The sequence below is a fragment of the Rhodococcus sp. APC 3903 genome, assembly GCF_030407755.1.
GTDB classification, from domain to species: domain Bacteria; phylum Actinomycetota; class Actinomycetes; order Mycobacteriales; family Mycobacteriaceae; genus Rhodococcus_F; species Rhodococcus_F erythropolis.
In genome coordinates this window covers 330,849-357,643 of sequence record NZ_JASDCV010000004.1, presented here as the reverse complement: position 1 = coordinate 357,643, position 26,795 = coordinate 330,849, and the positions used below count along the sequence as shown (strand labels likewise).

31 protein-coding genes are annotated in these 26,795 nt (G+C 62.0%); 16 read left to right on the top strand and 15 right to left on the bottom strand.

The window, feature by feature from the left end:
• The first annotated feature begins 564 nt into the window (after positions 1–564).
• Entirely contained in the window at positions 565–2,064 is a 1,500-nt protein-coding gene (locus tag QMA15_RS08500) for an NAD(P)/FAD-dependent oxidoreductase (RefSeq protein WP_182262919.1), read from the top strand.
• A gap of 85 nt (positions 2,065–2,149) precedes the next feature.
• On the opposite strand, the gene QMA15_RS08495 is transcribed toward QMA15_RS08500, so the two are convergent.
• The gene (locus QMA15_RS08495) at positions 2,150–2,620 is read right to left on the bottom strand and encodes a hypothetical protein (protein WP_046379411.1); all 471 of its coding nucleotides are present in this window, start codon (positions 2,618–2,620) and stop codon (positions 2,150–2,152) included.
• Between the two features lie 77 nt (positions 2,621–2,697).
• On the opposite strand from QMA15_RS08495, the gene lexA reads away from it, so the two are divergent.
• Positions 2,698–3,387, top strand: coding sequence for a transcriptional repressor LexA (lexA, locus tag QMA15_RS08490; protein WP_020909365.1), 690 nt, complete (start codon positions 2,698–2,700; stop codon positions 3,385–3,387).
• A gap of 13 nt (positions 3,388–3,400) precedes the next feature.
• Here lexA and QMA15_RS08485 read toward each other — a convergent pair whose 3' ends face one another.
• From QMA15_RS08485 to QMA15_RS08470, 4 genes are read right to left on the bottom strand one after another with little or no spacing between them, the layout of a single operon-like run.
• Positions 3,401–3,814: a cupin domain-containing protein gene (locus tag QMA15_RS08485; RefSeq protein WP_205906983.1), complete on the bottom strand. Its 414-nt coding sequence runs from the start codon at positions 3,812–3,814 to the stop codon at positions 3,401–3,403.
• 29 nt (positions 3,815–3,843) lie between these two features.
• Positions 3,844–4,230 (bottom strand): DUF2255 family protein, encoded by a 387-nt coding sequence (locus QMA15_RS08480; RefSeq protein WP_069145489.1) that lies wholly within the window; start codon positions 4,228–4,230, stop codon positions 3,844–3,846.
• Entirely contained in the window at positions 4,205–5,677 is a 1,473-nt protein-coding gene (locus tag QMA15_RS08475; RefSeq protein ID WP_290283915.1) for an MFS transporter, read from the bottom strand. The genes QMA15_RS08480 and QMA15_RS08475 overlap by 26 nt, the downstream gene beginning before the upstream one ends.
• A gap of 42 nt (positions 5,678–5,719) precedes the next feature.
• On the bottom strand, positions 5,720–6,757 hold the full coding sequence (locus QMA15_RS08470; RefSeq protein ID WP_021345745.1) for a zinc-dependent alcohol dehydrogenase family protein: 1,038 nt from the start codon (positions 6,755–6,757) through the stop codon (positions 5,720–5,722).
• Positions 6,758–6,924: 167 nt separating this feature from the next.
• Between QMA15_RS08470 and QMA15_RS08465 the strand changes: the two genes are divergently transcribed.
• Positions 6,925–7,809, top strand: a complete 885-nt coding sequence (locus QMA15_RS08465; RefSeq protein ID WP_007729733.1) for a helix-turn-helix transcriptional regulator — start codon at positions 6,925–6,927, stop codon at positions 7,807–7,809.
• Positions 7,810–7,835: 26 nt separating this feature from the next.
• Here the strand turns inward: QMA15_RS08465 and QMA15_RS08460 are convergent, their stop codons facing one another.
• The 6 genes from QMA15_RS08460 to QMA15_RS08435 all read right to left on the bottom strand — a co-directional run bounded on the left by QMA15_RS08460 (position 7,836) and on the right by QMA15_RS08435 (position 11,661).
• Positions 7,836–8,189, bottom strand: a complete 354-nt coding sequence (locus QMA15_RS08460) for a GGDEF domain-containing protein (RefSeq protein ID WP_250884970.1) — start codon at positions 8,187–8,189, stop codon at positions 7,836–7,838.
• On the bottom strand, positions 8,190–8,978 hold the full coding sequence (locus QMA15_RS08455) for a GGDEF domain-containing protein (RefSeq protein WP_290283912.1): 789 nt from the start codon (positions 8,976–8,978) through the stop codon (positions 8,190–8,192). It lies immediately after the preceding gene.
• A gap of 118 nt (positions 8,979–9,096) precedes the next feature.
• Complete coding sequence (locus QMA15_RS08450) at positions 9,097–9,561, bottom strand: Rrf2 family transcriptional regulator (protein ID WP_020909359.1); 465 nt, start codon at positions 9,559–9,561, stop codon at positions 9,097–9,099.
• A 62-nt stretch (positions 9,562–9,623) separates the two neighbouring features.
• Complete coding sequence (locus tag QMA15_RS08445; protein WP_279217803.1) at positions 9,624–10,373, bottom strand: SDR family oxidoreductase; 750 nt, start codon at positions 10,371–10,373, stop codon at positions 9,624–9,626.
• Between the two features lie 74 nt (positions 10,374–10,447).
• Entirely contained in the window at positions 10,448–11,296 is an 849-nt protein-coding gene (locus QMA15_RS08440) for an LLM class F420-dependent oxidoreductase (protein WP_290283905.1), read from the bottom strand.
• A gap of 44 nt (positions 11,297–11,340) precedes the next feature.
• A complete protein-coding gene (locus QMA15_RS08435; protein WP_007729728.1) occupies positions 11,341–11,661 on the bottom strand; it encodes a GYD domain-containing protein in 321 nt (106 codons plus the stop codon).
• An 81-nt stretch (positions 11,662–11,742) separates the two neighbouring features.
• On the opposite strand from QMA15_RS08435, the gene QMA15_RS08430 reads away from it, so the two are divergent.
• From QMA15_RS08430 to QMA15_RS08415, 4 genes are all read left to right on the top strand, one after another.
• Entirely contained in the window at positions 11,743–11,925 is a 183-nt protein-coding gene (locus QMA15_RS08430) for a hypothetical protein (protein ID WP_007729726.1), read from the top strand.
• 44 nt (positions 11,926–11,969) lie between these two features.
• Positions 11,970–12,785 carry a DUF72 domain-containing protein gene (locus QMA15_RS08425; protein WP_019745594.1) on the top strand — a complete coding sequence of 272 codons (816 nt, stop codon included), beginning with the start codon at positions 11,970–11,972 and terminating at the stop codon, positions 12,783–12,785.
• Positions 12,786–12,855: 70 nt separating this feature from the next.
• Entirely contained in the window at positions 12,856–13,395 is a 540-nt protein-coding gene (locus QMA15_RS08420) for a hypothetical protein (protein ID WP_290283902.1), read from the top strand.
• A gap of 33 nt (positions 13,396–13,428) precedes the next feature.
• Positions 13,429–13,884, top strand: a complete 456-nt coding sequence (locus tag QMA15_RS08415) for a PPOX class F420-dependent oxidoreductase (RefSeq protein ID WP_007729721.1) — start codon at positions 13,429–13,431, stop codon at positions 13,882–13,884.
• A 2-nt stretch (positions 13,885–13,886) separates the two neighbouring features.
• Here QMA15_RS08415 and QMA15_RS08410 read toward each other — a convergent pair whose 3' ends face one another.
• On the bottom strand, positions 13,887–14,330 hold the full coding sequence (locus QMA15_RS08410; protein WP_084325423.1) for a helix-turn-helix domain-containing protein: 444 nt from the start codon (positions 14,328–14,330) through the stop codon (positions 13,887–13,889).
• A gap of 117 nt (positions 14,331–14,447) precedes the next feature.
• On the opposite strand from QMA15_RS08410, the gene QMA15_RS08405 reads away from it, so the two are divergent.
• Positions 14,448–14,852 carry a PaaI family thioesterase gene (locus QMA15_RS08405; RefSeq protein WP_019745591.1) on the top strand — a complete coding sequence of 135 codons (405 nt, stop codon included), beginning with the start codon at positions 14,448–14,450 and terminating at the stop codon, positions 14,850–14,852.
• Between the two features lies 1 nt (position 14,853).
• Here the strand turns inward: QMA15_RS08405 and QMA15_RS08400 are convergent, their stop codons facing one another.
• Positions 14,854–15,369: a MarR family transcriptional regulator gene (locus tag QMA15_RS08400; RefSeq protein ID WP_019745590.1), complete on the bottom strand. Its 516-nt coding sequence runs from the start codon at positions 15,367–15,369 to the stop codon at positions 14,854–14,856.
• 58 nt (positions 15,370–15,427) lie between these two features.
• Between QMA15_RS08400 and QMA15_RS08395 the strand changes: the two genes are divergently transcribed.
• Both QMA15_RS08395 and QMA15_RS08390 read left to right on the top strand, forming a co-directional pair.
• Complete coding sequence (locus tag QMA15_RS08395) at positions 15,428–16,861, top strand: FUSC family protein (protein WP_047889041.1); 1,434 nt, start codon at positions 15,428–15,430, stop codon at positions 16,859–16,861.
• Between the two features lie 92 nt (positions 16,862–16,953).
• A complete protein-coding gene (locus QMA15_RS08390; RefSeq protein WP_029256409.1) occupies positions 16,954–17,553 on the top strand; it encodes a TetR/AcrR family transcriptional regulator in 600 nt (199 codons plus the stop codon).
• A 21-nt stretch (positions 17,554–17,574) separates the two neighbouring features.
• Here QMA15_RS08390 and QMA15_RS08385 read toward each other — a convergent pair whose 3' ends face one another.
• Positions 17,575–18,015, bottom strand: coding sequence for a VOC family protein (locus tag QMA15_RS08385; protein ID WP_029256408.1), 441 nt, complete (start codon positions 18,013–18,015; stop codon positions 17,575–17,577).
• 175 nt (positions 18,016–18,190) lie between these two features.
• On the opposite strand from QMA15_RS08385, the gene QMA15_RS08380 reads away from it, so the two are divergent.
• Entirely contained in the window at positions 18,191–19,354 is a 1,164-nt protein-coding gene (locus QMA15_RS08380; protein ID WP_007729711.1) for a lipase family protein, read from the top strand.
• A 64-nt stretch (positions 19,355–19,418) separates the two neighbouring features.
• Here QMA15_RS08380 and QMA15_RS08375 read toward each other — a convergent pair whose 3' ends face one another.
• Positions 19,419–20,150, bottom strand: a complete 732-nt coding sequence (locus tag QMA15_RS08375; RefSeq protein ID WP_290283890.1) for a TetR family transcriptional regulator — start codon at positions 20,148–20,150, stop codon at positions 19,419–19,421.
• Between the two features lie 146 nt (positions 20,151–20,296).
• On the opposite strand from QMA15_RS08375, the gene QMA15_RS08370 reads away from it, so the two are divergent.
• Genes QMA15_RS08370 through QMA15_RS08350 form a run of 5 tightly spaced genes read left to right on the top strand, consistent with a single transcriptional unit; the run spans position 20,297 to position 26,777 of the window.
• On the top strand, positions 20,297–21,319 hold the full coding sequence (locus QMA15_RS08370) for an ABC transporter substrate-binding protein (protein WP_041815331.1): 1,023 nt from the start codon (positions 20,297–20,299) through the stop codon (positions 21,317–21,319).
• The gene (locus QMA15_RS08365; RefSeq protein WP_047889043.1) at positions 21,316–22,878 is read left to right on the top strand and encodes a multicopper oxidase family protein; all 1,563 of its coding nucleotides are present in this window, start codon (positions 21,316–21,318) and stop codon (positions 22,876–22,878) included. The genes QMA15_RS08370 and QMA15_RS08365 overlap by 4 nt, the downstream gene beginning before the upstream one ends.
• A gap of 10 nt (positions 22,879–22,888) precedes the next feature.
• Complete coding sequence (locus QMA15_RS08360) at positions 22,889–23,236, top strand: plastocyanin/azurin family copper-binding protein (RefSeq protein ID WP_047889044.1); 348 nt, start codon at positions 22,889–22,891, stop codon at positions 23,234–23,236.
• The gene (locus QMA15_RS08355) at positions 23,233–25,047 is read left to right on the top strand and encodes an ABC transporter ATP-binding protein (protein WP_223257910.1); all 1,815 of its coding nucleotides are present in this window, start codon (positions 23,233–23,235) and stop codon (positions 25,045–25,047) included. Before QMA15_RS08360 ends, QMA15_RS08355 begins: the two co-directional genes overlap by 4 nt.
• On the top strand, positions 25,044–26,777 hold the full coding sequence (locus QMA15_RS08350) for an ABC transporter ATP-binding protein (RefSeq protein WP_020909347.1): 1,734 nt from the start codon (positions 25,044–25,046) through the stop codon (positions 26,775–26,777). The genes QMA15_RS08355 and QMA15_RS08350 overlap by 4 nt, the downstream gene beginning before the upstream one ends.
• Positions 26,778–26,795: the final 18 nt, after the last annotated feature.

Genomic DNA, 26,795 nt, shown 5'->3' with positions numbered 1-26,795 from the left:
ATCGCTATGAGTGGTGTACACCGTGACTGTGCTGGAGTGTGTCATAGCGACTACATCACCGGCGGAGGTCCAGTCCGCCCGTTTTCCGCGTTGCGAATCCAAAACCGTTGGTTTCAGCGTGGTTTCGTCAGCGGGCTCGTTATCGGAGTGACCTCTTCACTGATGCGCACGAAGGGTGACAGCGATAGCGCAGTTGTCCGTCCGCCCATGGAGACTCGCGCGTCCGACACCTGATCGTGGACCTTCGAATTATGCTAGGGCGCTGAATATTTGGGCGATGAGTATCCCGCGTAGACGAGCCATTGGACGTTCCGTCGACGACGTGAACGACTCTCCAGTGGCTGGCGGCATTCAGTCGTCTCGATCGAGTTTCCGCGAGCCGGTGCGTCGCACTCTCAATGTTCTGTACCCAGTCGGGTCGAGATATTGACTGTTACCGTCAGTTGCACATACCCTGTACATTGGCGCTGACCTTAGGGAACCCGGCCTGAACCGGCCGATCGTTCTCGGCCACTGCCGACGCCAGATGTAGCTTCGCGACGACCTACGAAACGAGTTTCCTCCATGACAAAGCATGTCGACGTACTGATCATCGGCGCTGGCTTGTCCGGAATCGGCGCGGCTTGCCACCTCATTCGTGAGAAGACCGGAAGCACTTACGCGATCCTCGAGCGCCGCGAGAACATCGGTGGCACCTGGGACCTGTTCAAGTACCCGGGCATCCGTTCGGACTCCGACATGCTCACCTTCGGATTCGGTTTCCGTCCTTGGATCGGCACCAAAGTGCTCGCAGACGGCGCCAGTATCCGTGACTACGTCGAGGAAACCGCCAAGGAATACGGCGTCACCGACCACATCAACTTCGGCCGCAAGGTCGTGTCTATGGACTTCGACCGTACCGCCGCGCAGTGGTCCGTGACCGTCCTGGTCGAGTCGACGGGGGAGACCGAGACGTGGACCGCGAACGTCCTCGTCGGCGCCTGTGGTTACTACAACTACGACAAGGGCTACCGCCCCGCCTTCCCCGGTGAGGACGACTTCCGCGGTCAGATCGTGCACCCGCAGCACTGGCCGGAGGATCTCGATTACACCGGAAAGAAGGTAGTGGTCATCGGTTCCGGCGCCACCGCGATCACGCTGATCCCGTCGATGGCCCCCACCGCCGGTCACGTCACCATGCTGCAGCGCTCGCCCACGTGGATCCAGGCGCTTCCGTCCGAGGACCCTGTTGCCAAGGGTCTCAAGCTCGCACGCGTTCCCGACCAGATTGCTTACAAGATTGGTCGAGCCCGCAATATCGCACTGCAACGCGCCAGCTTTCAGCTTTCTCGCACCAACCCGAAGCTGGCCAAGAAGCTGTTCCTCGCCCAGATCCGCCTGCAGCTCGGCAAGAACGTGGACCTGCGTCACTTCACTCCCAGCTACAACCCGTGGGATCAGCGCCTGTGCGTGGTTCCCAACGGGGACCTGTTCAAGGTGCTCAAGAGCGGCAAGGCCGACATCGTCACCGACCGTATCGCCACGTTCACCGAGAAGGGCATCGTGACCGAGTCGGGCCGCGAAATCGAGGCCGACGTCATCGTCACGGCGACCGGCTTGAACGTACAGATTCTGGGCGGCGCAACCATGAGCATCGACGGCGAGCCGGTCAAGCTCAACGAGACTGTGGCCTACAAGAGCGTGCTCTACTCCGACATCCCGAACTTCCTGATGATCCTCGGCTACACCAACGCGTCGTGGACGCTCAAGGCTGACCTGGCCGCGTCCTATCTGTGTCGCGTGCTCAAGATCATGCGCGATCGCAGCTACACGACTTTCGAGGTTCACGCCGAACCCGAGGACTTCGCCGAAGAATCTCTCATGGGCGGAGCCCTGACCTCGGGCTACATCCAGCGCGGCGACGGAGAAATGCCGCGTCAGGGTGCCCGCGGCGCGTGGAAAGTGGTCAACAATTACTACCGCGACCGCAAGCTGATGCACGACGCCGAGATCGAAGACGGTGTGCTGCAGTTCAGCAAGGTAGACATTCCTGTCGTGCCTGATAGCAAGGTCGCCAGCGCATAGTCGACTCCACCGGGGGTGAACCGGTCGCACCACTAGGGACGTCGGTGAATGGGCTGGTGATGTTGCGTCGACGTCCCCGAGCGCGTCACGGGGTTTGTGATCGGTGAGTTCGCTTCCGCGTTCGTCGGTTGTGCACAACCACGGGAAGAACATAGACAGCAACCATGATCACGGCAAGCAGTCCGAGGTAGAGATAGGGCCAGGTCCAGCCCGCTGCTCGAATGACCAGCAACGATCCGCCCATGATCAAGGGCATCCCGGCCGCGGCGAGCAGGTCGACGTCACGGGGCGAGACGGGTGGGGTTCCGAGCAGAGGTACGCGGCTGCCCGAGTTTTCTCTGATCGTGCGCATCACTGACATGCAGTAGAGGGCGGCGCCGGCGATCGCGATCACCGCACCAAGTGCAACTTCGACGACGCCGGTTCTCGTGGACATCAATGCGTAGGCAAACACGCCCACCGTTGCCAATGTGACCGGCGCCGACTTCCAGATCGGCGTCGACGCATAAGTGTCGGCGGGAACGCTCACCGAGCGCATCGGTTCGAGAGGCTCCATGAGCTCAGCGTGCCATGCGCCGCTCGGGAAACAAACTGTCTGTGCCGTTTCTGGCAGGCTGCGGCTGCCCGGATTGGATGTCGGGACCCCTCACTACGATTCTCGTCGTGACCGATTACGACGATCTCGACATGTTCGGTGGCCTCGACGCCTCCTCCCTGCCGCTCCGCCAGCAGCAGATTCTGATGACCATCCGGGATCTCGTGGCTGCCAACGGGTGCACGCCGAGCACACGGCAGATTGGAGACGCGGTTGGTCTGCGCTCGACGTCGACGGTATCCAAGCACCTCAAGAGCCTCGAAGAGAAGGGCTTCCTCCGTAGGGGAGCGGCCATGGCTCGGCAGTTGGACGTGCGGCCGTTCCTCGTGGGAGCGAAGGAACAGTCGTCGTCGAACACCGTGACGGTTCCGGTCGTCGGTGACATTGCGGCCGGCGCGCCGATCCTCGCGGAGGAGCACGCCGACGAGGTGCTGGCGCTTCCTCGCGAGCTCGTCGGCTCCGGCACGGTGTTCGGACTTCGGGTGCGCGGTGAGTCGATGGTCGACGCAGCAATCTGCGATGGCGACGTCGTCGTGGTGCGACGCCAGGACGAGGCCCATTCCGGCGAGATCGTCGCCGCGATGATCGACGGCGAGGCCACCGTGAAGGTGCTCCGGCGCCGCGACGGTCACGTGTACCTCGAGCCTCGTAATCCCGCATACAGCGTCATCGACGGCGATCGCGCGGCCATCTTGGGCAAGGTTGTTTCCGTGATGCGACGTATCTGAGTGGTGTCCGGTCTCAGCGACGGTTGGCGCGGGGACCGTTGTATTCCTCATCGGTGACTTTGTCGCCCCATGTCGTTTCGGTGCCTCCCTCGCCGGGTCCTTCCCACAGAGCAAGGTGGGTCATGAAACGGTCGGGTGCCGCGCCGTGCCAGTGTTCCTCTCCTGCCGGGGTATAGATGGTCTCGCCCGGGTGAACTTCGACGATCTCGCCGCCGCGAGCTTGAACCAGCGCGGTCCCGGAGACGATGTGGAGGGTCTGCCCGAGGACATGGGAATGCCAGTCGGTTCGCGCACAAGGTGCAAAGCGAACCATGTTGGCGCGCATCCTCGACGGCTCCTGGCCGGCGTAGATGACGTCCCACCAGACGTCGCCGGTGAACCAGTCGCTGGGTGCTTTGCTGGTGGGCTGGGGCTTCAAGATTTCCATGAGGTCTCCTCGGAATCGAAAGGGGCGGTTCAGTTCTGCGTCAGCGGAACAAGTCGAATGGTGTTGGGTGCGGCGGCGCGGCCGGTGACGGAGCCGACGATCTGCGGGCCGTAGCGGTCGTACTTGGTGTGGTAGGCGGAGTCGATCGCCGAGTGCGCATCCGGTGCGGCGGACTCGAACGCCACGTCCCGCTCAATTCCTCCTGCGCGGATTCGGCCCCTTCCACTTGCCGTTGCTCGGACGAACCACGGGTTGTCGGTTCCGTATGCCGAGCGCACGTACAGTTGGTTGTCGGCACGGACGACCCAAATCGTGACGTACGGCCTTGCGGTGCCGTCGCGGCGGTTAGAGGAGATCTGCAATTCCTCGGCACCACCGATCTTGGTCAGTTCAGCCTCGGTCCACGAGTGCGACATCTCGGCTTCCTTTCTCCTGTTCGAATTGCTTTGTGGTACTTCGCGTTCTCGTAGCCGGGACGATCAGTGCGAGGACGATGACGAGACAAGCGGCCAGCAGGGCGGTGCCTGCGGTGAGAGCCGTTGATACGTGATCGGTGAGTGCCGTTGTAGCGTCGTCGGCAGAGGCTCCGGCGCCCGCGGAAACTGCGACGAGGATGCCGAGTCCGAGAGCACTGCCCAGTTGGTGTGCAGTGTTGACCAATCCTGATGCGGCACCGGCATCCTCGGCCTCTACCCCGGAGATACCGGCAGAAGTCAGCGGAGCGAAAGCCAACCCCTGCCCGGCGCCGATCAATATCATCGGAAGTGCTATCGCAGTGAGATCCGTGCTACCGGGATGGACCAGACTGAGCCACGCCATCCCGGCGAGGGTGACGGCAATGCCAACCGACAGAATTGCGGAATTTCCGAATCGTGGTGTCAGTCGCGGAATCAGCATCGCCACAGCAAAATTGACGATCGTCATCGGGAAGAAGGCGATGCCAGCTTGGAACGCGCTGAAGCCCATGACGCCTTGGAGTAGCTGAGTCGTGAAGTAGAAAAATCCGATCATGGCACCCAGATAGAGCATTCGGGCGGCGTACGCGCCGGATCGCTCCCGGCTGCGGAACAACCTCAGTGGCATGATCGGCTGCTCCGCTCTCGCTTCGTTGAGGAAGAGCAAGGTCAGTAGTATCGCCCCGGCCGCCAGTGTCGCAACAGTGATCGGTGAGGTCCACCCCGCTTCGGCCGAGTTGACGGTGCCGAAGACGAGTGCGGTCATGCCGAGTGTGGCGAGAACAGCGCCCGCCACATCGAAACGTCCGGAGTTGGGTTCGGTTTCCGGAATGAACCGGGGAGCGAGCGCGATCATCGCGATTCCGATCGGAACGTTGATGAAAAAGCCTGCGCGCCATGACACCCAGTCGGCAAGGGCGCCGCCGATCACGAGGCCGAGGCTGGCGCCTATTCCCGCCGCAGCGCCGTACCAGGCAACAGCGCGCGTTCGCTCCGGGCCGGGCGGGAAACTGGCAGTCAGCAGTGACAGCGACGCCGGGGCCACCACTGCGGCTCCGACGCCTTGGAGAGCGCGCGCCGCGATGAGCCACCAACCGTTCGGCGCGACCCCGACGAGAAACGACGCAATCGCGAAAATTGCGAGACCGGAGACGAATACGCGACGACGGCCGAAGATATCCCCGAGACGAGCGCCCAGCAGGAGAAGGCCGCCGAACACCAGGGTGTAGGCGTCCTGGACCCAGGACAGTCCGGTTGCCGAGTAACCCATGCTGCTTTGGATGCTGGGTAGCCCGGTGAAGATGATCGAATTGTCTAGCAGGATCATGAAATAGCTGATCAGAATGATCGCCAGGATCGCGGTGGAATTGATGCGACCGGCAACGGGACGGTTGGCAGTGTGGGTCACGCGCTTCTTCTTCGCAAGTGGTGGACGTTCGCAAGTGGTGGATTACGGGCGGACGAGGACCTTCAACGATTCACGGGAGTCCATGGCTCGATAGCCTTCCGCTACGTCGTCGAGCCCGACGGTGTGGTCGAAGACCTTGCCCGGCTCGATCTTTCCGTCGAGCACATCCGGCATCAGCTCTTCGATGTACGCGCGCACCGGAGCCGGTCCACCGGTGAGCGTGATGTTGGGTCCGAAGAGCGTCCCGAATCCGATTGGAGCTTCTTCGTATTGGGGTACTCCGACTCGGCTGATGACGCCGCCCGGTCGGACAACTCCGAGTGACTGCTCGTAGGCAGGCATGTGACCTACCGCTTCGAGGACGACATGAGTGCCGTCGCCTCCGGTCAGTTCGCGGACTTTCTCGATGCCCTCGTCCCCACGTTCGGCAACTACATCGGTGGCTCCGAACTCGAGACCGAGATCCGTGCGGGTCTTGTGGCGCCCCATGAGGATGATGCGCTCGGCGCCGAGGCGTTTGGCGGAGAGCACTGCCATCAGCCCCACGGCTCCATCGCCGATGACCGTGACCGTCGTGCGTTGGTTGACGCCACCCTTGACCGCCGCGTGATAGCCGGTGCCGAAGACGTCGGAGAGCGTGAGCAGTGACGGTAGGAGTTCGGAGTCCTCACCGACCGGCGCCTTGACCAGGGTGCCGTCTGCCAACGGCACTCGGATGGCCTCCGCCTGCCCGCCTCCGATCCCGTTTCCGGCCCAGAATCCGCCGTGGCGGCAGGACGTCTGCAAGCCTTCGCGGCAGAAGTCGCACGTCCCGTCGGACCAGGCGAAGGGCGCGATGACGAAGTCGCCCTTCTTCAACGTGGACACCTCGCGACCGGTCTCTTCGACCACTCCGACAAATTCGTGGCCCATCGGGGAACCACCGGGTGTTGCCGGCATGTTGTGGTAAGGGTGCAGGTCAGAGCCGCAAACGCAGGCCCTGACGACCCGCACGATCGCGTCCGTCGGCTGCTGCAGTACCGGATCGGGCACGGTCTCGACCCGAACGTCTCCGGCGCCGTACATGATGGTTGCTCGCATGGTGTCCCCTCTTGCTTCTGGTGTCGCGTGCTTGGAAGTCGACGTTTCTGCGTGAACCGGTCGACTGCAATCAGTCAACGCGGCGCCTCGCGAGCGCGGGAGTGTCTGTTGTTCCAGGTAACGGCAGTACCTCCCTCGGTCTTCGCCGCTCGAGTAACGTGAACTGCATGGACAACCGAGCCGAGATCCGCGAATTCCTCAGCTCCCGTCGTGCTCGCATCACACCCGAGCAGGCAGGGCTCCCGGCTTACGGCGGAAACCGTCGCGTCAAGGGGTTGCGCCGTGAGGAAGTCGCTCTGCTCGCCGGTGTGAGCATCGACTACTACGTGCGCATGGAACGCGGAAATTTGGCGGGAGCGTCGGATTCGGTACTCGAAAGCCTTTCCCGAGCACTGCAACTCGACGAAGCCGAAACTGCCCATTTGTACGACCTCGCGAAGGCCGCCAGTGCAGGCGCACCGAGTAGAAAGCGGCCCGCCCCCAAGGGCGTGAGCCCGGCGATTCAGCAGATACTCGACGCCATCACCGACGCGCCGGCGTGGGTACGCAATGCCAGGCACGACATGCTGGCGGCCAATCGCATGGCGCGCGCGTTGTATTCGCCAGTCTTGGCTGATCCGCGTAGGCCGGCGAACAACGCCCGCTTCGTGTACCTGGACCCGGCGTCGCAGGACTTCTTCGTAGATTGGGAGCGCGCGGCAGACGACATCGCCGCGATGCTCCGCTCGGAAGCGGGACGCAATCCCCATGACAAGGCGCTGACCGAGCTCATCGGTGAACTTGCCACTCGCAGTGAGGTATTCCGCACCCGGTGGGCGAAGCACAATGTGCGCTTTCATCGGACGGGATTCAAGAAGGTTCGTCACCCCGTCGTCGGCGACCTGGAGCTGAACTTCGAGGCGATGGAACTGCCGTCCAATCCCGGGCTGACGCTGCTGGTCTACACCGCGGCGCCGGGGACGCCCACGGCTGACGCACTCAAACTCTTGGCGAGTTGGGCGGCAACCCAGGATCAGTTGGATCCGGCGAACGACAGCGAAGCGGCGCTCTGAGTTCGGTCGGCAAGTAGACCTGTCGATCAGCTCAGATGCGTTACCGCCCAGGCCACCTGGTCTCCACCCCGTCGCTTGGCTCGATACATCGCGTTGTCGGCGTCGGCAAGTATCCGATCGATGGTTCCTGAAGCGTCCGGGATTGTCGAGGACAGCCACACGCTGGCTCCGACGCTCACGGAAATCGACTGCCGACCGGCGGGCCGCGATATCGAATTGTGAATGTCCACCACGGTTTGTTCGATGCGACGTGGCTCCACGGGCATGAGAATCACGAACTCGTCGCCGCCTGTCCGGGCAACCAGCCCGACCTCTCCGACCGCTGAGTTCAGACGCCGACCGACTGTCACCAGCATCCGATCACCTTCTGCGTGACCCAGTTAGTCGTTGACGCTCTTGAACGAATCGACATCGATCACCACCGCGAGGACAACGTGTCCTTGGAGTTCGCCGACACCGAACAGCTGTTGCCAGACGTTGTGCAGCCCAGGTCGGTTCAGAGCAGCGGTGAGTGGATCGCGCCAAGAGTGTCGTGCATCGTCGGTCAAGTACAAGACGAGGAAATGCACGGTCATCGCGGCGGACGCGATAACACACCCGATGACGAATCCAGTGGACACCGACAGCGAAGAATCGGTATCCGGATCGGTTACAGCGCGAATTGTCAGTAGGGCAACGACGAACAGCGCGCCGACGATCTGTGCCGTGACTATTCGAGGGCTGTGGAATACCGACGAATAGTTCGCGACGACCACGAACAGAACGGCGCCGGTCAACGCCAGGAAGCTCGAATGGATTCCGGCGAGAAGTATCAAGGACAAGCAGATATTGGTGAGCGAAATGAAACGAACGGATTGGTGGTGGCTCGGCCAGGACCGTCCGAGTGACCAGCGAATCATGCAGTAGAGCGCGATCATGCATGCTGTGCCCGCCGCGAGCCGTTCAGGGAGGTCGGTTGCGCCACCCTTCACGAATTGAGCCAGTACGGCGAGTGCCACGAACACGGCGCACCAAAAGGTGACGACCACTCTGGCTGTCCCCAACATCGATCGAGCAGCCAGAAACCGAGGGAACCATTCACCGTCGTAGGCAAGAGACCACCAGCGACGCAACAGTCCAGTTGTTTGACGAATGTTCTGCCCCAACCCCGCAGCGCCACTGACTCCCATGAAACCCCCTCCGAGATCTTGCGAAAATTCCCGGAAGATTCTTCGTCAAGATTTGATCCCCGAACAAGGTACCCGATAGTTGAACGATGGATTGATGTCTCGTGAGGTGTGGGCCGCTCTAAGGTGCGATCGGTGTGGTCAGGATCTTTCTGAGTGCCGGAAGATCCAGGGTTGCAGCAAGATCTGCAATCGTGACTCCCGACAGCGATGCGCGCCAGGCTTTTTCGGCGTCGGCCATGACTTTGGCAATTCCGCAGGCGGAACGGCATTGCTCCGGTGGAGCGGCGAGGATTCCTTGCTGTCGAATCTCCGTGCACCGGAACGCAGGTTCAGTGCCGTCAACCGCCTGGACAACGTCGAGAACGGTGATTTTCTCGGGAGCCCGGGTGAGGACGTACCCACCGTCTCGGCCCTCGGTCGGATTGACCAGACCGGCGTGCGCGAGCGCTCGCAGATGCTTCGCCAGGTATGTCTTCGACACCCCGTGAAGTTCGGCGAGTCTGGCTGTGGGTACCGGCCCCTCGGCCTGGCTGAGAACCACACAGCAGTGGAGTGACCACTCCACGCCTCCGGAAAGCTTCATGGTTGAACTCTATCGACGTGGTGGAACGTGATGCGGGCCGGACGTCGCTCGAGTGGTCGACGTCAGGCCTTCTCGGCAAGCCACGCGTCGTACGTTGTCCGCGCAATCCATGCGTCGGCGCCGGGTGTCGGGGTGAGTGCCGAGTTGTCGAGTTTCGCGCCGAAGTACCCGGCCTCGGGGTCGGAGATCACCGAGCGCTGGTCGCCGGTGACGACGAACAGGCGCCGGACCAGTTCGTCGATGCCCAGCGGTTCGGGCCCGGCGATCTCGACCGTGCCGTTACGCGGCGCACCGGTCACTACCTCGGCGACGTGAGAAACGACGTCCCGTGATGCGATGGGCTGCAGATGTGCCTGTGTTGCATGGACCGTGCCGTCGGTGGTTCCGGCGTCGGCGATTCCGGCGACGAACTCGAAGAACTGGGTCGATCGGACGATCGTGTATGGGGTCGGGCCGGCTTTGACCAGGTCTTCCTGGGCGACTTTGGCTCGCATGTACCCGGAATCGGGCAGTCGATCGGCGCCGACGATGGACAGGATGACGTGGTGACCGACGCCCGCCTTCTCTTCTGCGGCGAGGATATGGCTGGTTCCGTCACGGAAGAAGGCCAAGACGTCTTCATCCGACCACGACGGGGAATTGGTCAGATCCACGACGACGTCGGCACCATCGACTGCTTCGGCGATTCCTGCGCCGGTGGTGATGTCGATCCCGTCTGCCCGACCGAGCGCCTTCACGTCGTGCCCGGCGTCAGCGAGCTTGGCGGCGACCTGGCTTCCGATCAGTCCGCTTCCGAAAATGACGATCTTCATGATTTTCTCCTTTACTCGGATAAGTCATGTCCAAGTATACTCGGACACAACTTATCCAAGTCAAGGGTGTCTGATCAGCCGAAGAGTTCGGCTGCGAGTGCTTCGTAGGTCGCGAGCGGATCACCCTCGGCGGGAAGTGCTTGGATCGCAACGTGATCGGCACCTGCCGCGACATGCTCCCGAAGTCGATCCGCGATGGACTTCGCGGTACCGCGCGCAACCAGAGCGTCGATGACGCGATCGTTTCCTTCGTTCGCCAACTCTTCGGGCGCAAAACCGAGGCGCTCGAGATTGCTCGTGTAGTTGCGCAGATACAGATACGGGTTGGCGACGGCGGGGCGACCGATTGCTCTGGCCTTCTCCGGATCGGTTTCCAGAACAACCTTGTGCTCGGGGGCAAGAATCTTCGAAGGGCCGAGGATTTCACGAGCTTCGGCGGTGTGTTCGGGGATGGTCAGGTACGGATGCGCGCCGGCAGAGCGATCTGCGGACAGTTTCAACACTTTCGGTCCCAGTGCGGCGAGGACGCGCCGCGATTCCGGGACCTGGGCCTCGTCGAGTTCGTCGAGGTACGACACGAGCGAGGCGTACGGCTTGGTGTAGTCGCCGGTAGCCTCCGGATGTCCGACGCCTACGCCGAGCAGGAATCGCCCCGGATGCGCGGCTTCGAGTCGGTGATAGGACTCCGCCACCTCGGCCGCAGGTGAGGACCAGATGTTGACGATTCCGGTTGCCACGGTGATGTGCTCGGTCGCGTCGAGAAGTTTCTCGGCGATCCGTAGATCGGCGCGTGGTGAGCCGCCGATCCAGATGGTGCCGAAACCGAGTTTCTCGATCGCTGTTCCCAGTTCGGGCGGCAAACCAGCCGCTCCTCGCCAGATTCCGTAGGTGCCCAGGTCAGGTGTTTTCGTAGTCTCCGTCACAGCGGGTGCAACTCGGCTGCTGCCGGGATCTATTCCTTCCGTCGTCATTTGCCCGGCGCGCGGTAGTCGGTCGGTCGCTTGACTGCCTCGTCGATCTGCTCCGGCGTGAGCAGTGTGATCGACTCCGAGCGTGCTGCACCTGCCGCAGCCGTGCGAATGCTCAATGCGGCTGCCGCGACGTCGTCCGGTAGGTTGCCGATGACGAACATGTCGTGACCGCCCAGTGCGAAGTGGCAGGATTCGACTGTGCCGCCGATGCTTTCGACCATTCGGGTTATCGCGTCGCGCCGCGCAGTGCCCCCCTCCTGCTGTAGGCCGGCGGCGCCGGAGGGTGAGTACGTCACTTGCCAGAGGTATTTCGGCATTTCCACTCCTTGCTCGGGATGGGTACTTCGATCGTGTACCCGTAGGGCGCTCGGTGGCAATGGGTAGGGGACAATCACGGCATGGTTGGAACTCCGGTGATCGTGACTATCGTGTCCGTGTGTGTAGGTTTTGTGATCTTCATGCTGGCTGCCAGTGGTGCACGCGGAAAGTGGGACCGTCGCCTCGTGATCGCGTTGTTCGTCGGCGCGGTGGTGTGCCTGACCGTCGTACCGGTATCCGTCGCGCTCAGTGCCGGAGTTTGAAACACGGAGTGTCAAAACGCTCGAGTGCCGCTTAGTCTGAATCGATGGCAGATATTCGAGTAGGTATCTCCGGGTGGACGTATCCCGCGTGGCGCGGAGATTTCTATCCGAAAGGTCTTGCTCACCGCAAAGAATTATCTTATGCCGCAGAGAGATTGACGTCGATCGAGATCAACGGCTCGTTCTATGCCCTGCAGAAGCCGGAAAGCTACACCAAATGGCGCAGTGAAACTCCCGAAGATTTTGTGTTCGCGATCAAGGGCGGTCGGTACATCACGCACATGAAACGACTGCTCGACGCCCGTGACGGACTCGCCAACTTTTTCGCCGCCGGAACACTCGCCCTCGGCCCCAAACTCGGACCGATCCTGTGGCAACTACCTCCGACGCTGCAGTTCGAACCGCAGCGGTTGACCGACTTCTTCGACGGTCTTCCCCGCACCACCCAGGCTGCAGCCGATCTGGCAGCACAGCACGACGACAAGCTCACCGAAGACCGAGTGTTCGCCCAGACCGAGAGGGATGTGCCGATTCGCTACGCGGTGGAAGCGCGGCACGCCAGCTTCGAGACCGACGAAGCCGTGGACCTGATGCGCGAGCACTCCATCGGTTTTGTCGTCGCAGACACCGCCGGCAGATATCCCCGCATCACCACTCCGACTACCGATTTTGTCTACGTGCGGATGCACGGGGACAAGGAACTGTATGCGAGTGGGTACACCGACGAAGCTCTGGACAAGTGGTCCAAGCGGTTTCGGGACTGGATGGACGAAGGCCTCGACGTGTACGTCTACTTCGACAACGACATGAAAGGCTTTGCGCCGCACAACGCAATGTCCTTGTTGGAGCGGCTGCGCTGACGGATCGCCTGGCCTGTCGGTGGGATGTGGAAGGCTTCCGCATGAACGCGAGGACCGAGGAGATACCACGATGACGCCAGAACAGCGGACGCCAGACCAGCGGACGCCGGAACAGCGGACGCCAGAACAGAGCTGGCCGACGCATTGGCCGAAGGTCGCCCGTGACATCGCTGATGCCACGGCCGACGCACTCGCCGCGGTGCGGGCGGCAAATCGTGACGGACTGCTCGTGGCTGTCGAGGAACTGCGCGGGCTCTCGTTCGAGCAGGTCAGCTCGGTTCACGCGGCGATCGTGCGCGAATTGCTCGAGGACACGCATCCGGACGGCTTGTCCAGCGAGGACGTGCAGGATGCGCTGACTGCCTGCGCCAAGTCCACAATCGTGTGGCTGCCGGATCTGGACGTGCAGGCGCTCGCTGCGGTCTACACCGGGGCGCTCGGGATTTCGGATCTGGAGGACGATTCGTTCCGCATCGGGCACGGCGCGTACCTGCGTTCGGCGGTTCTGGTCATCGGGAGTTTGTCGACCGGAGTGAAGAAAGCTCAGAGCGCGTACATCATTCGTGCAATCGACGAAATCGCACGTGCTCAGACCATCGAGATGCCCTGAGCGTCAGCTCGTAAATCGAATTAGGCTGAGGTCATGTCCAAGATCGCCAGCGCAGATCGTGTTTCGTTTGCCGAACTCCTCGAGTTCATCAGGCCGCGCCATCGGGCCACGTTCGTCACGGTGAAGAAATCCGGCGAGTTGCAGATCTCTCCGGTGACGTGCGGGGTCGACGACGAGGGCCGGATCGTCATCTCCACGTACCCGGAACGGGCCAAGGCCGCGAACGTTCGCCGCACCCCGGCGGTGTCTCTGTGTATCCACTCCGACGAGTGGAACGGTCCGTACGTCCAGGTGAACGGAACCGCGGAGTTGATCGACCTCCCGGACTCGGTGGAACCGTTGGTCGACTACTACCGATCCATCGCCGGTGATCATCCCGACTGGGACGAGTACCGCGAAGCCATGCGCAAGCAGGGCAAGAGTCTGATCCGCGTCACCGTCGACTCCTGGGGCCCGATCGCAACAGGCGGGTTTCCGCCCGGACGCTGACGCTATCGAGCAGGTGGCGAGAGTTCGACTACGTGCGCATCTCTGGCGGCCAGCGGTTCTTTGCAGTGTGCGCACACAACTTGGGCGTGCAGGATCTCACCGCAACGATGCTCGACGACGGTAGGCGGCGGACCCGTCGTCGCAAAGGTATCTCCCCATTCCATGAGTGCCATCAGAATGGGATAGAGCGCCTTCCCTGATTCGGTGGCGACGTATTCGTAGCGCGGTGGATGGTCTTCGTAGCGACGCTTCGTGAGGACGTCGGCATCGACAAGGGTGCGCAGACGCGCGGCGAGGATGTCGCGGCTCGCACCCGTGCCCGCGGCGATCTCGTCGAACCGTCGTTGCCCGAGAACGATTTCTCGGAGCACCAACAGTGACCACTTCTCGCCGACGACCTCCAAGGCGTTGGCGATGGAGCAGTTGCGTCCTTTTGTCGCCGTCATCTCTGAGCCCCTGTTAGTTGGAGAAGTTAGTTGGGAATTCCAACTTAGCACTTGACGGCATGTATTCGAGGGCGGAAGGTAGGTCGAGAAATCCAACGGAGCAGATGAGGGGTCGTCATGACGGAATTGAATCTCGAGGCAGCAAGCGGATTTGTCAGCGCTGCCGGATTGCAACTGGACGAGGTGTCCGGCACGAAGGTCGTCGGGCACATCGATCTGTCCGAGGCGCATCACACTCCGTGGGGTGTAGTCCACGGCGGTGTCTACACGACCGCCGTCGAGTCGGCCGCGAGTATCGGAGCCAGCACTGCAGTGGCAGATCGCGGCGAATTCGCCGTCGGCGTCCACAACGGAACGGATTTCCTGCGGGCGCGTACGGGTGGGCGCGTGGACGTCGTGGCTGTGCCGATACAGCAGGGACGCGTTCAGCAGTTGTGGTCGGTGGTCATCACCGATCCGGAATCGGGCAAAGAGGTGGCGCGCGGTCAGGTGCGATTGCAGAACGTACCGCTGCCGAAGTAGGTCAGTCCCAGATCCCCGAGTCGATGTTGCGTGAGATTCGTTTGAGCAGTGCCGTCAACTGGGCGCGTTCGTCCTCGTCGAGTCCGGTCAGTACTTGACGGTCTCGCTCGACGCGTCGGGGAAACTCTGCCTCGACCAATGCGCGACCGGCATCGGTGAGTTGAAGCAGAACCACCCGTCCGTCGTGTTCGAAACGCTGACGCTCGACAAAGCCCAGCTTGGCCAGACGGTCCGCGTGTTTTGTGGTGGCGGCGCCGCTGACCATCGTGACGGCGGTGACTTCGCTCGCTCGCAGGGGACGGTCACTGCGAGCGAGTGCACTCATCACGTCGAATTCGGCGCGAGAGACCCCGCTGGACGCCAGGGCGCGGTCGAGCTGGTGAAGAGACTGCGCGTTGATGCGGGCGATCCGGCCCATCACTTCGACGGGGGCGGTGTCGAACTCCGGGTAGGCGCGCTTCCATTCGCGACGGACTTTGTCGATGAAGTCGTCTTCGGATCTGTCAGTCGCACCCATGGCCCCATCTTAGCGACAGAATTCACATTACTTCACAAGTAATTTACTGGTGAAATAAATGTATGCTGAGTCGGTGACCCGAACCGAAACCGCAGCCAGGACGCCCAGCCGTCTCACTCATTCGAGTGAGGCCATTGCACATACGGTCTCCGGGGCGACGTGGCGAGCGGCTTTTCGCGTCGGATCCGCCGACGCGACCATCGCCCCCGCGATCAGGGTCGGGCTCGCCACCGCCGTAGTCCTCGTGGTCGGCGGACTGCTCGGGCATCGGGAGTTGGCCGGCTTCGCGGCCTTGGGTGCGCTGTGCGCCGCGTTCGGTAGGTACGAGCCGTATCCCCGGTTGGCGGGCAAGCTGGCGATGGTCGGTGCCGCATTGGTGGTTTCCATCGCTTTCGGCAGCGCAATGGGTGTTGTGGGCGTTCCGATGTGGTTGCAGATCGGCATCCTGTCGTTGCTGGCCGGTGCGTCGTACTGCTTCATGTCGGGCTTCCGGATCACCGGACCAGGGCCCGTCATCCTCGTCTTCGCGGCGACCGGTGCAGCCGGATATGCCTCCAGTGTCGATGATCTGGCGAGGCTGGTGACTGCCGGTGCGCTCGGAGTTGTGGTCGGTTGGGTGGCCGCGATGCTCCCGGCGCTCGTCTTGCCGATGGGCCCTGCGCGCCTGGCCGTGGCTCGTGCAGTCTCCGCGGTGGGGCGTCTCGAACAGTCCGGCACAGGCGGAGTGGAACCGGCGCTCGGATCGATTGCCAACGCCCGCTTGGTCATTGCGTCGAGCGGTCGGATCAAGTGGACCGTCGATCACGGACGCGAACTGGTGGCAGTGCTCGACGAAGCAGAAGCGGCAGTACAGCAATGGCAGTTGCACGGCGACGCGACTTTGATCCGGAGTATTGCTCAGCACGAGAAGGAACTTCGGAAGCTCAAGCGCTCCAGCATGATCGAACACGACCTCGCGCCGGCGCCCACGCTTGCCGCCCCCGAGGGCTATTTTCTCGAAGGATTGCGCCGACTGTATTCGCGCCCGGTGCGGATGAATGCTCTCCGCATCGTGGCGGCCTCGGCTCTGGCCGGTTGGCTCGCGGCAGGAGCCGGGTTGGAGCATCCGCTGTGGGCGTCGATGGGTGCCATCGCCGCGATGCAGGGACTGAACTACAAGCAGACCGTCCAGCGCGGGATTCAGCGGTTGGTGGGAAATGTCGGTGGCGCCGTCGTGGCCGCTGGGCTCATCGCTTTGACACTCGGCTACTGGCAAGCCGTTGCCGTGATCGTGATTCTGCAGACTGCTGCGGAGCTGCTCGTCATCAAGAACTATGCGCTGACGTCACTCGCCGTCACTCCGATGGCACTGCTTCTCATCGGTTTCAGTGCCCCGATCGGGACCGAAGCGGCAGTGGCTCGCGTCGCAGACACTCTCATCGGCGTGGTGATCGGTATCGTCGTCGCCGCTGTCACGATCAGTCGATCGGATCGCCACCACGTCACCGTGTAACCGTTATTGCTGTGCTTCCGGTACTGCTGTGCTTCCGGTACTGCTGTGTTTCCGGTACTGCTCTGTTTCCGGTACTGCGTAGGCTCCTGCAGGTGGAGGACAGCACGCCGATCGACGGCCGGAAACTGCGTTACCAGCATCGCCGTGCCGAATTGCTCGCGCAGGTAACCGCGTATGTCACGGCGAACGGCGTCGGTGAACTGTCCATGCGGCCGTTGGCCAAGGACCTGGGGATCAGCCATGCGACACTCATCCACCATTTCGGTTCGAAGGAACAACTACTCACTGAAGTAGTCGCCACCCTGCGAGACAGCTCTTCTCTCGACATCTCTTCCGGGACCGACATCGTCGAGATGTTGACGAGTTACTGGAATAGGCGCACATCAGCGGAATCGTTGCCGAACTTTCGCTTGATGTTCGAGATCTACGGACAGGCGTTGTTGCATCCGGAGCGGTATCGCGAGTTTCTCGATCATGTGGTGGGGGACTGGTTGGGTGGTTTGACGGAAGCTGCGCTCGCGCATGGATGTCCGCCCGATCGCGCTGATCGCTACGCGACGATCGTGTTGGCGCAGATTCGGGGGTTGACGCTCGATCTCGTGACGACCGGTGACCGCGTCAGAATCGACGCGGCGTTTGCCGAATTCGCGGCCGCGATGGGCGCTCTGGTCAGCTCGTGGAAGGCGATCTGACGGTCCGATTGCCGTGACGCTTCAGGCGATCTGCTCGAACAGGGACACAATGATCCCTTCCGGCCCACGCACGTAGGCCATGCGCACGCTGTTCTCGTACTCGCCGATCCCGCCGATGAGCCCGTAACCATCCGCAGCCACCGCGTCGACCGCCGCCTGGAGATCGCCCACCTCGAAAGACACGTTGCGCAGACCGATCTCGTTGGCCATCGGAGCAGGCGATCCGGGTACGTGGTCGGGCGTGACGAAGGACGAGAGCTCGAGCCGTGACCCTTCGCCCGGAGGGCGCAGCATGGCGATTTCACACTTTGCTCCAGGGATACCGCAGACGGTTTCCACGAACTCGCCCTCCACGGATCCGGTGCCCTCCACCTCGAGACCCAGACCGACGAAGAACGCCGTCGCTGATTCGAGGTCCGCGACGGTGATGCCGATGTGGTCGAAACGCTGTACGTGTGCCATGGACACATCCTCCTACTGTTTCTTCGTGCCGGTTCGATACTGGGTCGGAGTCGGGGCCGGGATCTCGACATGTACGTGTCGCAAAGCTGCAAGATTTTGCTTGACCGATCGGTTAAACAAAATCTACGATAACGTCCAACGAGGTCGCCCACCGCACGAACCGGAGTCGTCAGACGTGAAATTCCAGTCGAAGTCGTTTGCCCGTATATCCATCGCAGCCCTCTGTGCTGCAACGATCGGCTCCGCCGTTGCTGCGCCCATCGCGTCCGCGCAGGCGCCGAGCGCGTCGCAAGCCACCGGCACTGTGGTGTCGAGTGAGCCGCTACCGAAGGATCTGTGGATTCCGGGTACCGCCGACGCCAAGCGATTCACGTACTGGACCATCGGTTCCAACGGCGGGCCCGCGCTGAGCAGTGGCGCGTACTACGTCCCGGCCGGCCCGGCACCGGAAGGTGGTTGGCCCGTCATCGCCTGGGCGCACGGCACCACCGGACTCGACGATTCCTGTGCCCCTTCGCTGGTCGGTCCCGGCCTGCCCGAACGTGACTACCCGTACCTGGGGCGCTGGCTCTCGGAGGGCTACGCCGTCGTCGCCACCGACTACGTCGGTCTGGGTACACCAGGGCTGATGCCGTACCTCGACGGAAAGGTGGAGGCGCACAGCGTAGTCGACTCGGTCAAGGCGGCCCGGGTCATCGACTCCTCCATCTCGAATCGTTGGGCAGTGGTCGGACAGTCGCAGGGCGGCGGTGCGGCCATCACGACGGCCCGCTACGCAACCGAGTACGGAGGGGATTCGCTCGACTACCGCGGTGGCGTGGGTACCGGAGTGCCGGCCAACATCGAGTTGACCCTCCTGCCTGCCGGTCCGGGCTTCCCTCCCATCGCCCTCGGCGGCGGGTTGACGTCGTACGCGCTCTACATCCTCGCGGGCTTGCGGGAAGCGCACCCCGAGATCGACTTGAATTCCTACCTGAACGACTTGGGGAGGGAAAAGGTCGACTCGGCCGAAAAGCTCTGCGCCGCAGATCTGGACGAGGCATCCAAGGATCTGGTCCTCGGTGACATCTTCTCCCGCCCGCTCAGTCAGATCCCGAACTTCCAGGGTCTGCTGAACGATTACATGGGTGTACCGACCAGTGGATACGACCGCCCTATCTTTATCGGCCAGGGCCTGCTTGACGTGGATGTCCCTGCACCGTCTGCACTTTCGCTGGTTGCAGCGTTGGTCGCCAACGGTGAACCGGTCACGTTCAAGACCTACAACACCGATCACAGCGGCGCTTTGGTCGAATCGCAGGCCGACACGATTCCGTTCGTCGCGAACCTGTTCCGCTAGGCATACCGAGAATCCAGATCATCCGCGGGGTCGCTGTCGCACAAGTGCGACAGCGACCCCGCGGTCATTTCTGTGACTCTTTGATTGCGTCCAGTCGCGCCTCTAGACCGTCGAGGACACGGTCGAGTGTGTAGCGATAGTGTTCTGCCCGTGTTGCTTCCGCAGCATCCGGTGGACCGGCAAATTTCCCGATCAGTGTCTCCATCGATGAACGGGGATCTGAGGGTCCGTCGTTGCTCAGGCGTTCCAGCATCGCGCTGTGATCGGGTGAAGGCTGTCCGCTGGGAATGCGCCTGGCGTCGTTCATGGCAATCAGTGTGGTTGTCGAAGTGAAGGCGACGGTGTAAGCCTGAGCGGCTTCTTCCCCGAACCCGGCGGCGGTCAGTGAAGCCAATCCGGCCTCCACGAGTTCCCGGCTGCGCTGGGTGGCAACTCCGTTCATCAGCAGCCACTGTGCCGCGCCTGGACACTCGATCAAGGCCTCTCGCATCTGCAAGAGTAGATGCGTCAGCCATTGACGCCAATCTTCTTGTGCGGATGGCACGTTCACGGCCGACACCGCACTGTCGACCACCGCAGCCGAGAGCGCGTCCCGATCTCCGACGAGTCGATAGACGACGGAGAACGACGTATCGAGTTCGCTGAGCAGCTGCCGCAGCGACCAGCCCTCGACTCCGTGCTCGCGACTGAGCCCGAGCGCCACGGTCAGCACGGCGTCCGCAGTGATCCCGGTGTTGTAACTCCGGCGGCGCTGTGATTTCGCGGCGGACTTCTTGTCAGGTGATGGCGCAGTCATGGTCCGACCGAGCTTAGCGGCGTCGGATCGGGTCGCGTAGTCGACGCAACCGATTGACGGATGAACTTAGGTGAGGTTTACTTGCCAAATCCGAGCAGTGCTCCGATTTGTAGCGAACCCCCGATTATTCGAAGCTGAAGGACACCATGAAGTTGAAAACGCGACCCGGTTACCTATCGAGGCTGGGTGCTTCGCTGCTGGTCAGTGTCGTTGCCCTGACTGCGGCCGCCTGTAGCTCGAGTGAGGCGGGACCGACGACGGAACCTGCCGAGGGAACGCGTGTTGTGTCCCACGAATTCGGTGAGACGTCGGTTCCGGGCGACCTCGGGCGAATTGTTTCCCTCGACGAATACGCCGCACTCGGTCTCCTTGCCGTCGGCATCACCCCTGACGTGGTCTTCACGTCGTGGGGATCGGAGATCGGCCAGGACATCTTGGCGTCAGCGGGTACCGAGGTGGTCACGGTGCCGCCGCTCGGTGCACCCCCGATCGAGCAGGTCCTCGCCCAGGATCCTGGACTGGTCATCTTCACGTCGATGGGCGATCGGAGCTACTACGACTCCCTCGCGTCGACCGTCCCCACAGTGCCGGTCCCGGCCGTCACAACTCCGTGGCGTGAGAATCTTGCCTTCTTCGGACGCGCTTTTGATCGTCAGTCGGTTGCCGACAAGTTGACTGTCGCTTTGGAAGGCAAGATCGCTGACGTCTCTGCTCGGTCCGGTGGTGAAGCGAACACCGTGTCGGTGTTGATGAGCAGTTCTGGAATCCTTGCCACCACCACCGAGCAGGCGCCGCCGTCGTTGCTGTTGGCGGAGAGCGGCTTCGGGCGTCCGGAATCCCAGCGAGCGAATGCCGCTGGAGGACTGCCGTATGCGCCCCTGTCCGACGAGGCAATCCCGGCGCAGGATGCTCGGATCGTAGCCGTGTTCGACGAGGGCGTGTACGAGTTCGGCAAGGTTGCCGGTGTTCCCGGGTTCTCGAGTCTTTCAGCGGTGCAGGAGAACCGAGTGGCCAAGGTCAACGGAGACATGTGGCTCGCCACTCATCCCTTCGCCACTTTCTGGATGATCGAGGACATGGATGCCATGGCTGCCGGCAATCTGACCGGCACCGGAACCGAAGCTGTTGCCGCGACGCGCTATCAGGAATTCACGGCGCTGACGGCATGAGTTCGAGTGCGTTGAGTCGGCGCCTGGCTCTGCGATGGGGAGCGGTGACTCTTGGCTCCGCGGCTGTGGGTTCTGCGGCTTTGGGTTCTGTGGCACTGAGTGCGTGCAGCCGTGGCTCGGCGAACGAAACCAGTTCTGAGATTTCACCGTTCGACGACGAAGTTCGTGCTGCCGAACAGGCGAGATTTCGTAGCGGGCACACAGTCCAACGGAATCTGACAGCTGCACCGGCTCGGGTGAGTCTGGGCGCCAGAGGGGTGGACACATGGTCGTACGGTGCAGAAGCGGTGGGTCCGGAGATTCGAATCTACAAGGGAGACCGGCTCAACGTTCGGTTGCAGAACGACCTTCCGGCGGAGACCTCGGTGCACTGGCACGGCATTGCGATCCGCAACGACATGGACGGTGTCCCACCGGTCACCCAGGAACGAATCCGACCAGGTGCCGAGTTCACCTACGACTTCGTGGCCCCGGATCACGGAACATATTGGTACCACTCCCATTCAGGATTGCAGGCCGATCGAGGGCTATTCGGTGCACTAGTGGTCGAGGACCCGAACGACCGGACCGGAGCCGACGAGGACGTCGTCATCGTGATCGACGACTGGCTCGACGGGCTGGGAACAACCCCGGATGCAGTGCTTCGCGCATTGTCACCGGACGTGCAGGGAGGACACCATGGGCACGGCGGAGCTCCACCGGAAGTCGATGATGCAGAGATTGATTCTGCCGCAGAATTTCTCGCCAGCGGTCACGGTAATTCCGAGGCGCTCGGTGGAATGGCAACGCACATCACGTATCCACTGCACCTGATCAACGGACGGCCTGTGGAAGATCCCTTCGTCGTCAGTGCAGCGGCCGGAACACGGCTTCGATTGCGTGTGATCAATGCCGGGGCGGAGACTCCGTACCGTTTCTCGGTCGCCGGGCACGAGTTGACCGTTGTCAGTGCTGACGGGCAGGACATCGCCTACACAGCCGGAGACGAGATTCTGATCGCACCCGCGCAGCGATACGACGTATTGGTGACGGTGCAGTCCGGTTCGTGGCCTATCGCCGCGAAGGTGGAAGGGAAGCCAGGTGGCGCCGCGTGCCTGCTTCGGACACCGGATTCGGTAGCGAGCGTCGACCTGACTTCCCCTGCAGTGCTGTCAGGGTCCGGCGGCCGACTCGTTCTGGAACCGACGCTTCGACCGTCGGGCGCGTGGGAACAGCGGGTGCCGGATCGTGAGTATTCGGTTGATCTCATCCAGGCCGGGGATCGATACGTCTGGGGAATGGCGGGCACCGATGTGGGTCGGTTGATCATGAAGCAGGGCGAGCGAATACGAATCGTCATGAACAACAACACCGATATGTGGCATCCGATGCACACCCACGGGCACACCTTCTCGGTTCCCTCGTACGGCGGGCTTCGCCGAGACACCGTGATCGTACTTCCGCGTGCACAATTGGCGATCGACTTCGACGCCGACAATCCAGGACGGTGGATGTTCCACTGTCACAACGCGTACCACTTCGAGGCCGGGATGACTGCCGACCTCCACTACGTTCGATGAGGAGAGCAGAATGTCAGTTCGCGCCGGGTTGACCACATTGATCGCTGTTGCAGCGGTGTTCACGCTGACGTCGTGCGGAGGTGAATCACAGGGTTCCACCGAGCACGCGCCGGTCGAGATCTCGGTGAAGAACCTTGCGTACTCACCGAACTCCGTCACTGTGCACACAGGACAGACGGTCACGTGGATTTTCGAGGACCAGGGAATGCCGCACGATGTCGTGTTCGCCGAGCTGGGGATCAAGAGCGATCTCCAAGGAAGCGGAACCTACAGTCAGACCTTCGACAAAGCCGGAACGTTCACCTACACGTGCACACCACATCCGAACATGACCGGCACGATCATCGTCGAAGAGTGAGTAACTCGATGACAGTGAAGGAGACTGTGGCCTTCGAAGACTCGCCTGGTCTGGTCGACCGAGACGCTTTGGGTCGCATGATCGCTCCCGTGAGAAATCGCCTGCTCCTGGGTGCGGGTTTGTCGGCGCTGTCGGTGCCGCTACGATTCCTGCCCTACGTTTCGGTGGTCGAGATCGCGCGGGTGCTCCTGACCGACTCGTCGTTGAACCTGGTCTGGCTGTGGGCCGCAATCGGTGCAGCGGGCACAATTCTCGGTTTTGTCGTCTACAACGCAGCGCTGACCGTGTGCCACACCGCCGACGCGCATTTCAAATACTCGATCCGCTCGCGTATCGCTCGGCATCTGTCCCGAGTTCCTCTGGGGTGGTTTGCAAATGGTGGCACCGGTGAAGTGAAGCAGGCGATGACCGACGACGTGAAGCGGATGCATCTTCTCGTCGCTCACCTTCCCGCCGACGTGGTACCCGCGATCCTGTCGCCGATAGTGGCCCTGATCTATCTGGTGGCGATGGACTGGAAGTTCAGCCTGGTCCTGGTCGGCTACATCGGAGTGTGTCTCGCTCTTGCCGCGCCGTCGATGCGCAGAGCCTATCGAACGAACGTCGACTCCTGGAATCTTGCAATGTCGACATTGACCTCTGCGACAGTAGAACTGGGCGACGGTATCGAGGTCGTCAAGACGTACGGGAGTGGGAGTCGCGCATTCGCGCGCTACTCGAGCGCTGTCGATTCGATGGTTGCGGTGTGCGTGCGATGGATGTCGGGGATGGGAAGGCCGGTGGTCGCGATGTCGATCCTCCTCTCACCGGCGGTACTCATCGTGGTCATCACGGCGACGGGAACCGCAATGTTGTCCGGGGGTTGGATTACCCCGGTAGCTCTAGTTGCCTTTCTGGTCGTCGGAATCGGTGTTCCGTCGTCGGTTCTGCACATGGGAACGATGGCCAACCTCTACCGCGAAGGCCAACTGGGAGCGACTCACGTCGAGAGCATCCTCGGCGAACCAGAGCTGGCCGAACCTCAGGATGCAGTGCCTGCTCGCAGCACTTTGGTCGAATTCGACAGCGTCGGCTTCGAATACACCACTGGGCAGCGCGTCCTCGAGAACATCTCCTTCGAGATGCAACCGGGCACCGTGACCGCGATCGTTGGCCCCTCCGGCTCCGGCAAGACCACTTTGGCGCGTCTACTTCCGCGGTTCTGGGACGTGACGGACGGGTCTATTCGACTGGGCGGAAGCGATTTACGAGATCAGTCCAGTCGTGAAGTCTTGAGATCGATGGCCATCGTCTTCCAAGATGTTGTGCTCCTGCGGGACAGCGTGCGCGAGAATATTCGGCTCGGTCGACCGGATGCAACGGATCTGGAAGTGGAGACAGCGGCGAGGCGGGCGCAGATTCACGACGTGATCATGCGACTGCCGGACGGGTATGACACCGAGATCGGTGGTGGTTCGGGCGGTGAGCTGTCGGGTGGGGAGAAGCAACGCCTGACGATCGCCCGCGCCATCCTTCAGAACCCGCCGATCGTCATCCTGGACGAGGCGACTTCGCAGGCCGATCCCCACAGTGAATCGGCCGTTCAACGCGCACTGGGCGAGATCAGTGCAGACGGCGGCACCCTGATGGTGATCGCTCATCGACTGCACACCGTCCGATACGCCGATCAGATACTCGTTCTCGACGCCGGACGGATCGTGGAAAAAGGTACGCACGAACAGTTGTCGGCGCTCGGCGGAACCTACGCGCGGATGTGGGCGCTCCAGAACCCCCTCGTGGAAGACGCATCTCCGCGAAAGGCGCTGCAATGATTCGAGACCTGGACGAAATCCTCGGGCGCGACAATGGGATGCGAGGTCAGATAGCAGGTTTCACGCTCGCCGGGATACTCGAGGGTGTCGTCTTTGCACTGATGATTCCGATCCTGAAAGCGGTGGTTCGCGGCGATTACGACGCCGCAGTTCCGTGGGTTGTCACGGCTGCTCTCGTGGCGGTGGCCTGTGGCGCCGTACGGTGGATCGCCGAGAATCGGGCGTACCGCATCGGAATCGAGGGTTTTGCCGGTGGAATCATGCATCGCCTCGGTGAGCACTTGGTGCAGGTTCCGCTCGGGTGGTTCAGCAAGGCAAACCGTGGGGCGTTCACTCGCCTGGTCACCGAGGGCACGGCTATCTTGATGAGCATCCCGGGAATGATCATCGCGCAACTCGTCACCGTCACGGTGACTCCAGCGACAGTGGCGATCGCTGTCTTGTTTGTGGACTGGCGACTGTCTCTCGCGATGGTCGTCTTCGTTCCACTGGGGATTCGGGCTTACCGCAACGTGCAACGGGCGGTTGTTCCCGAATACGAGGCGATCGGCAAGAGCGAATCCGAGTTGGCATCGCGCGTCGTCGAATATGCACAGGCGCAGCAAGTTCTACGTTCGGCCGGTAAGAGTGGCGAAGGCTGGACTCGGTTGGACGAAGCTCTTGTGTCCAACCGGGACGCACACCTGCAGGAAATCGGATCGGTCGACAAGTATCTGCTGCGCTTCATGATCGTCGTTCAGGTTGCCTTTCTCACCGTCCTGGTTCTGGCGGCACTGCTGGTCACCACCGGGTCCATCGACACAGCAAGCGTGATCGTTGTTCTCGTGTTGGCCGTGAGGTTTGTGGAGCCGATGCAAATGCTCGCAGGATTCGGTGAAGGTATCTCACTGGCCCGGGTGTCGCTCGGATCTGTCCGAGAGATGATCGATGTACCGGTGCTGGCGGAGCCTGAGGTGCCGAAAGAGCCTACCTCGTATGATATTCGGTTCGATTCGGTCTCCTTCGGCTACGGCCCGGATCGCGTGATTCGTAACGTGAGCCTCGAATTCCCGGACTGCTCGGTCACTGCTCTGGTCGGTCCTTCCGGTTCCGGAAAGACAACTCTGGTTCGGCTGATCTCCAGATTCTGGGACGTCGACGAAGGTGCGGTATCCATCGGGGGAGCCGATGTTCGCGACATCGGAACGAGAGCATTGATGTCTCGGATATCGACTGTCTCACAGCAGGTTTACCTGTTCGACGGAACCATCCTGGAGAACGTTCGGTTGGCGAGACCGGATGCCACCGAGTCGGAGGTCCGTCAAGCAGTGGTGGATTCCAGGCTAGGCGAAGTGATCGACCGTTTGCCGAGCGGTGAGGAGACCAGGGTAGGTGAAGGCGGATCACTGCTGTCCGGCGGTGAACGTCAGCGGGTCTCGATTGCGCGGGCATTCCTCAAGGACACTCCGATTGTTCTTCTCGATGAAGCGACCTCCGCCCTCGACGGAGAGAACGAAGTCGCCATCACCGAGGCAATTCACCGATTGGCCCGTGGTCGAACGGTGGTGATCATCGCTCATCGCCTGTCGACTATTCAGGGAGCAGATCGCATCGTCTACCTCGAAGCCGGAGGGGTGGAGGAGGTCGGTTCCCACGAAGACCTGATCGCGCGAGGTGGAAAGTACTCGGGTCTGTGGGCCGAGCGCAGTGGCGCGGAGGGATGGAGGATCGACCGAGCACTCGAGCCATGAGCAAACCGTGTGGTTTGA

Coding starts and splice junctions, on each gene's coding strand:
- QMA15_RS08470 (WP_021345745.1), bottom strand. CDS start 6,757: ATGCGAGCAACCATCATGTACGGCGCCGGAGACGTTCGGGTCGAGACC.
- QMA15_RS08430 (WP_007729726.1), top strand. CDS start 11,743: ATGGTTGGAACTCCGGTGATCGTGACTATCGTGTCCGTGTGTGTAGGT.
- QMA15_RS08395 (WP_047889041.1), top strand. CDS start 15,428: ATGTATGCTGAGTCGGTGACCCGAACCGAAACCGCAGCCAGGACGCCC.
- QMA15_RS08495 (WP_046379411.1), bottom strand. CDS start 2,620: ATGGAGCCTCTCGAACCGATGCGCTCGGTGAGCGTTCCCGCCGACACT.
- QMA15_RS08500 (WP_182262919.1), top strand. CDS start 565: ATGACAAAGCATGTCGACGTACTGATCATCGGCGCTGGCTTGTCCGGA.
- QMA15_RS08360 (WP_047889044.1), top strand. CDS start 22,889: ATGTCAGTTCGCGCCGGGTTGACCACATTGATCGCTGTTGCAGCGGTG.
- QMA15_RS08350 (WP_020909347.1), top strand. CDS start 25,044: ATGATTCGAGACCTGGACGAAATCCTCGGGCGCGACAATGGGATGCGA.
- QMA15_RS08410 (WP_084325423.1), bottom strand. CDS start 14,330: ATGACGGCGACAAAAGGACGCAACTGCTCCATCGCCAACGCCTTGGAG.
- QMA15_RS08480 (WP_069145489.1), bottom strand. CDS start 4,230: ATGTCGCACTCGTGGACCGAGGCTGAACTGACCAAGATCGGTGGTGCC.
- lexA (WP_020909365.1), top strand. CDS start 2,698: ATGTCGGGACCCCTCACTACGATTCTCGTCGTGACCGATTACGACGAT.
- QMA15_RS08365 (WP_047889043.1), top strand. CDS start 21,316: ATGAGTTCGAGTGCGTTGAGTCGGCGCCTGGCTCTGCGATGGGGAGCG.
- QMA15_RS08435 (WP_007729728.1), bottom strand. CDS start 11,661: ATGCCGAAATACCTCTGGCAAGTGACGTACTCACCCTCCGGCGCCGCC.
- QMA15_RS08375 (WP_290283890.1), bottom strand. CDS start 20,150: ATGACTGCGCCATCACCTGACAAGAAGTCCGCCGCGAAATCACAGCGC.
- QMA15_RS08465 (WP_007729733.1), top strand. CDS start 6,925: ATGGACAACCGAGCCGAGATCCGCGAATTCCTCAGCTCCCGTCGTGCT.
- QMA15_RS08385 (WP_029256408.1), bottom strand. CDS start 18,015: ATGGCACACGTACAGCGTTTCGACCACATCGGCATCACCGTCGCGGAC.
- QMA15_RS08450 (WP_020909359.1), bottom strand. CDS start 9,561: ATGAAGCTTTCCGGAGGCGTGGAGTGGTCACTCCACTGCTGTGTGGTT.
- QMA15_RS08400 (WP_019745590.1), bottom strand. CDS start 15,369: ATGGGTGCGACTGACAGATCCGAAGACGACTTCATCGACAAAGTCCGT.
- QMA15_RS08455 (WP_290283912.1), bottom strand. CDS start 8,978: ATGGGAGTCAGTGGCGCTGCGGGGTTGGGGCAGAACATTCGTCAAACA.
- QMA15_RS08405 (WP_019745591.1), top strand. CDS start 14,448: ATGACGGAATTGAATCTCGAGGCAGCAAGCGGATTTGTCAGCGCTGCC.
- QMA15_RS08425 (WP_019745594.1), top strand. CDS start 11,970: ATGGCAGATATTCGAGTAGGTATCTCCGGGTGGACGTATCCCGCGTGG.
- QMA15_RS08485 (WP_205906983.1), bottom strand. CDS start 3,814: ATGGAAATCTTGAAGCCCCAGCCCACCAGCAAAGCACCCAGCGACTGG.
- QMA15_RS08415 (WP_007729721.1), top strand. CDS start 13,429: ATGTCCAAGATCGCCAGCGCAGATCGTGTTTCGTTTGCCGAACTCCTC.
- QMA15_RS08420 (WP_290283902.1), top strand. CDS start 12,856: ATGACGCCAGAACAGCGGACGCCAGACCAGCGGACGCCGGAACAGCGG.
- QMA15_RS08370 (WP_041815331.1), top strand. CDS start 20,297: ATGAAGTTGAAAACGCGACCCGGTTACCTATCGAGGCTGGGTGCTTCG.
- QMA15_RS08445 (WP_279217803.1), bottom strand. CDS start 10,373: ATGAAGATCGTCATTTTCGGAAGCGGACTGATCGGAAGCCAGGTCGCC.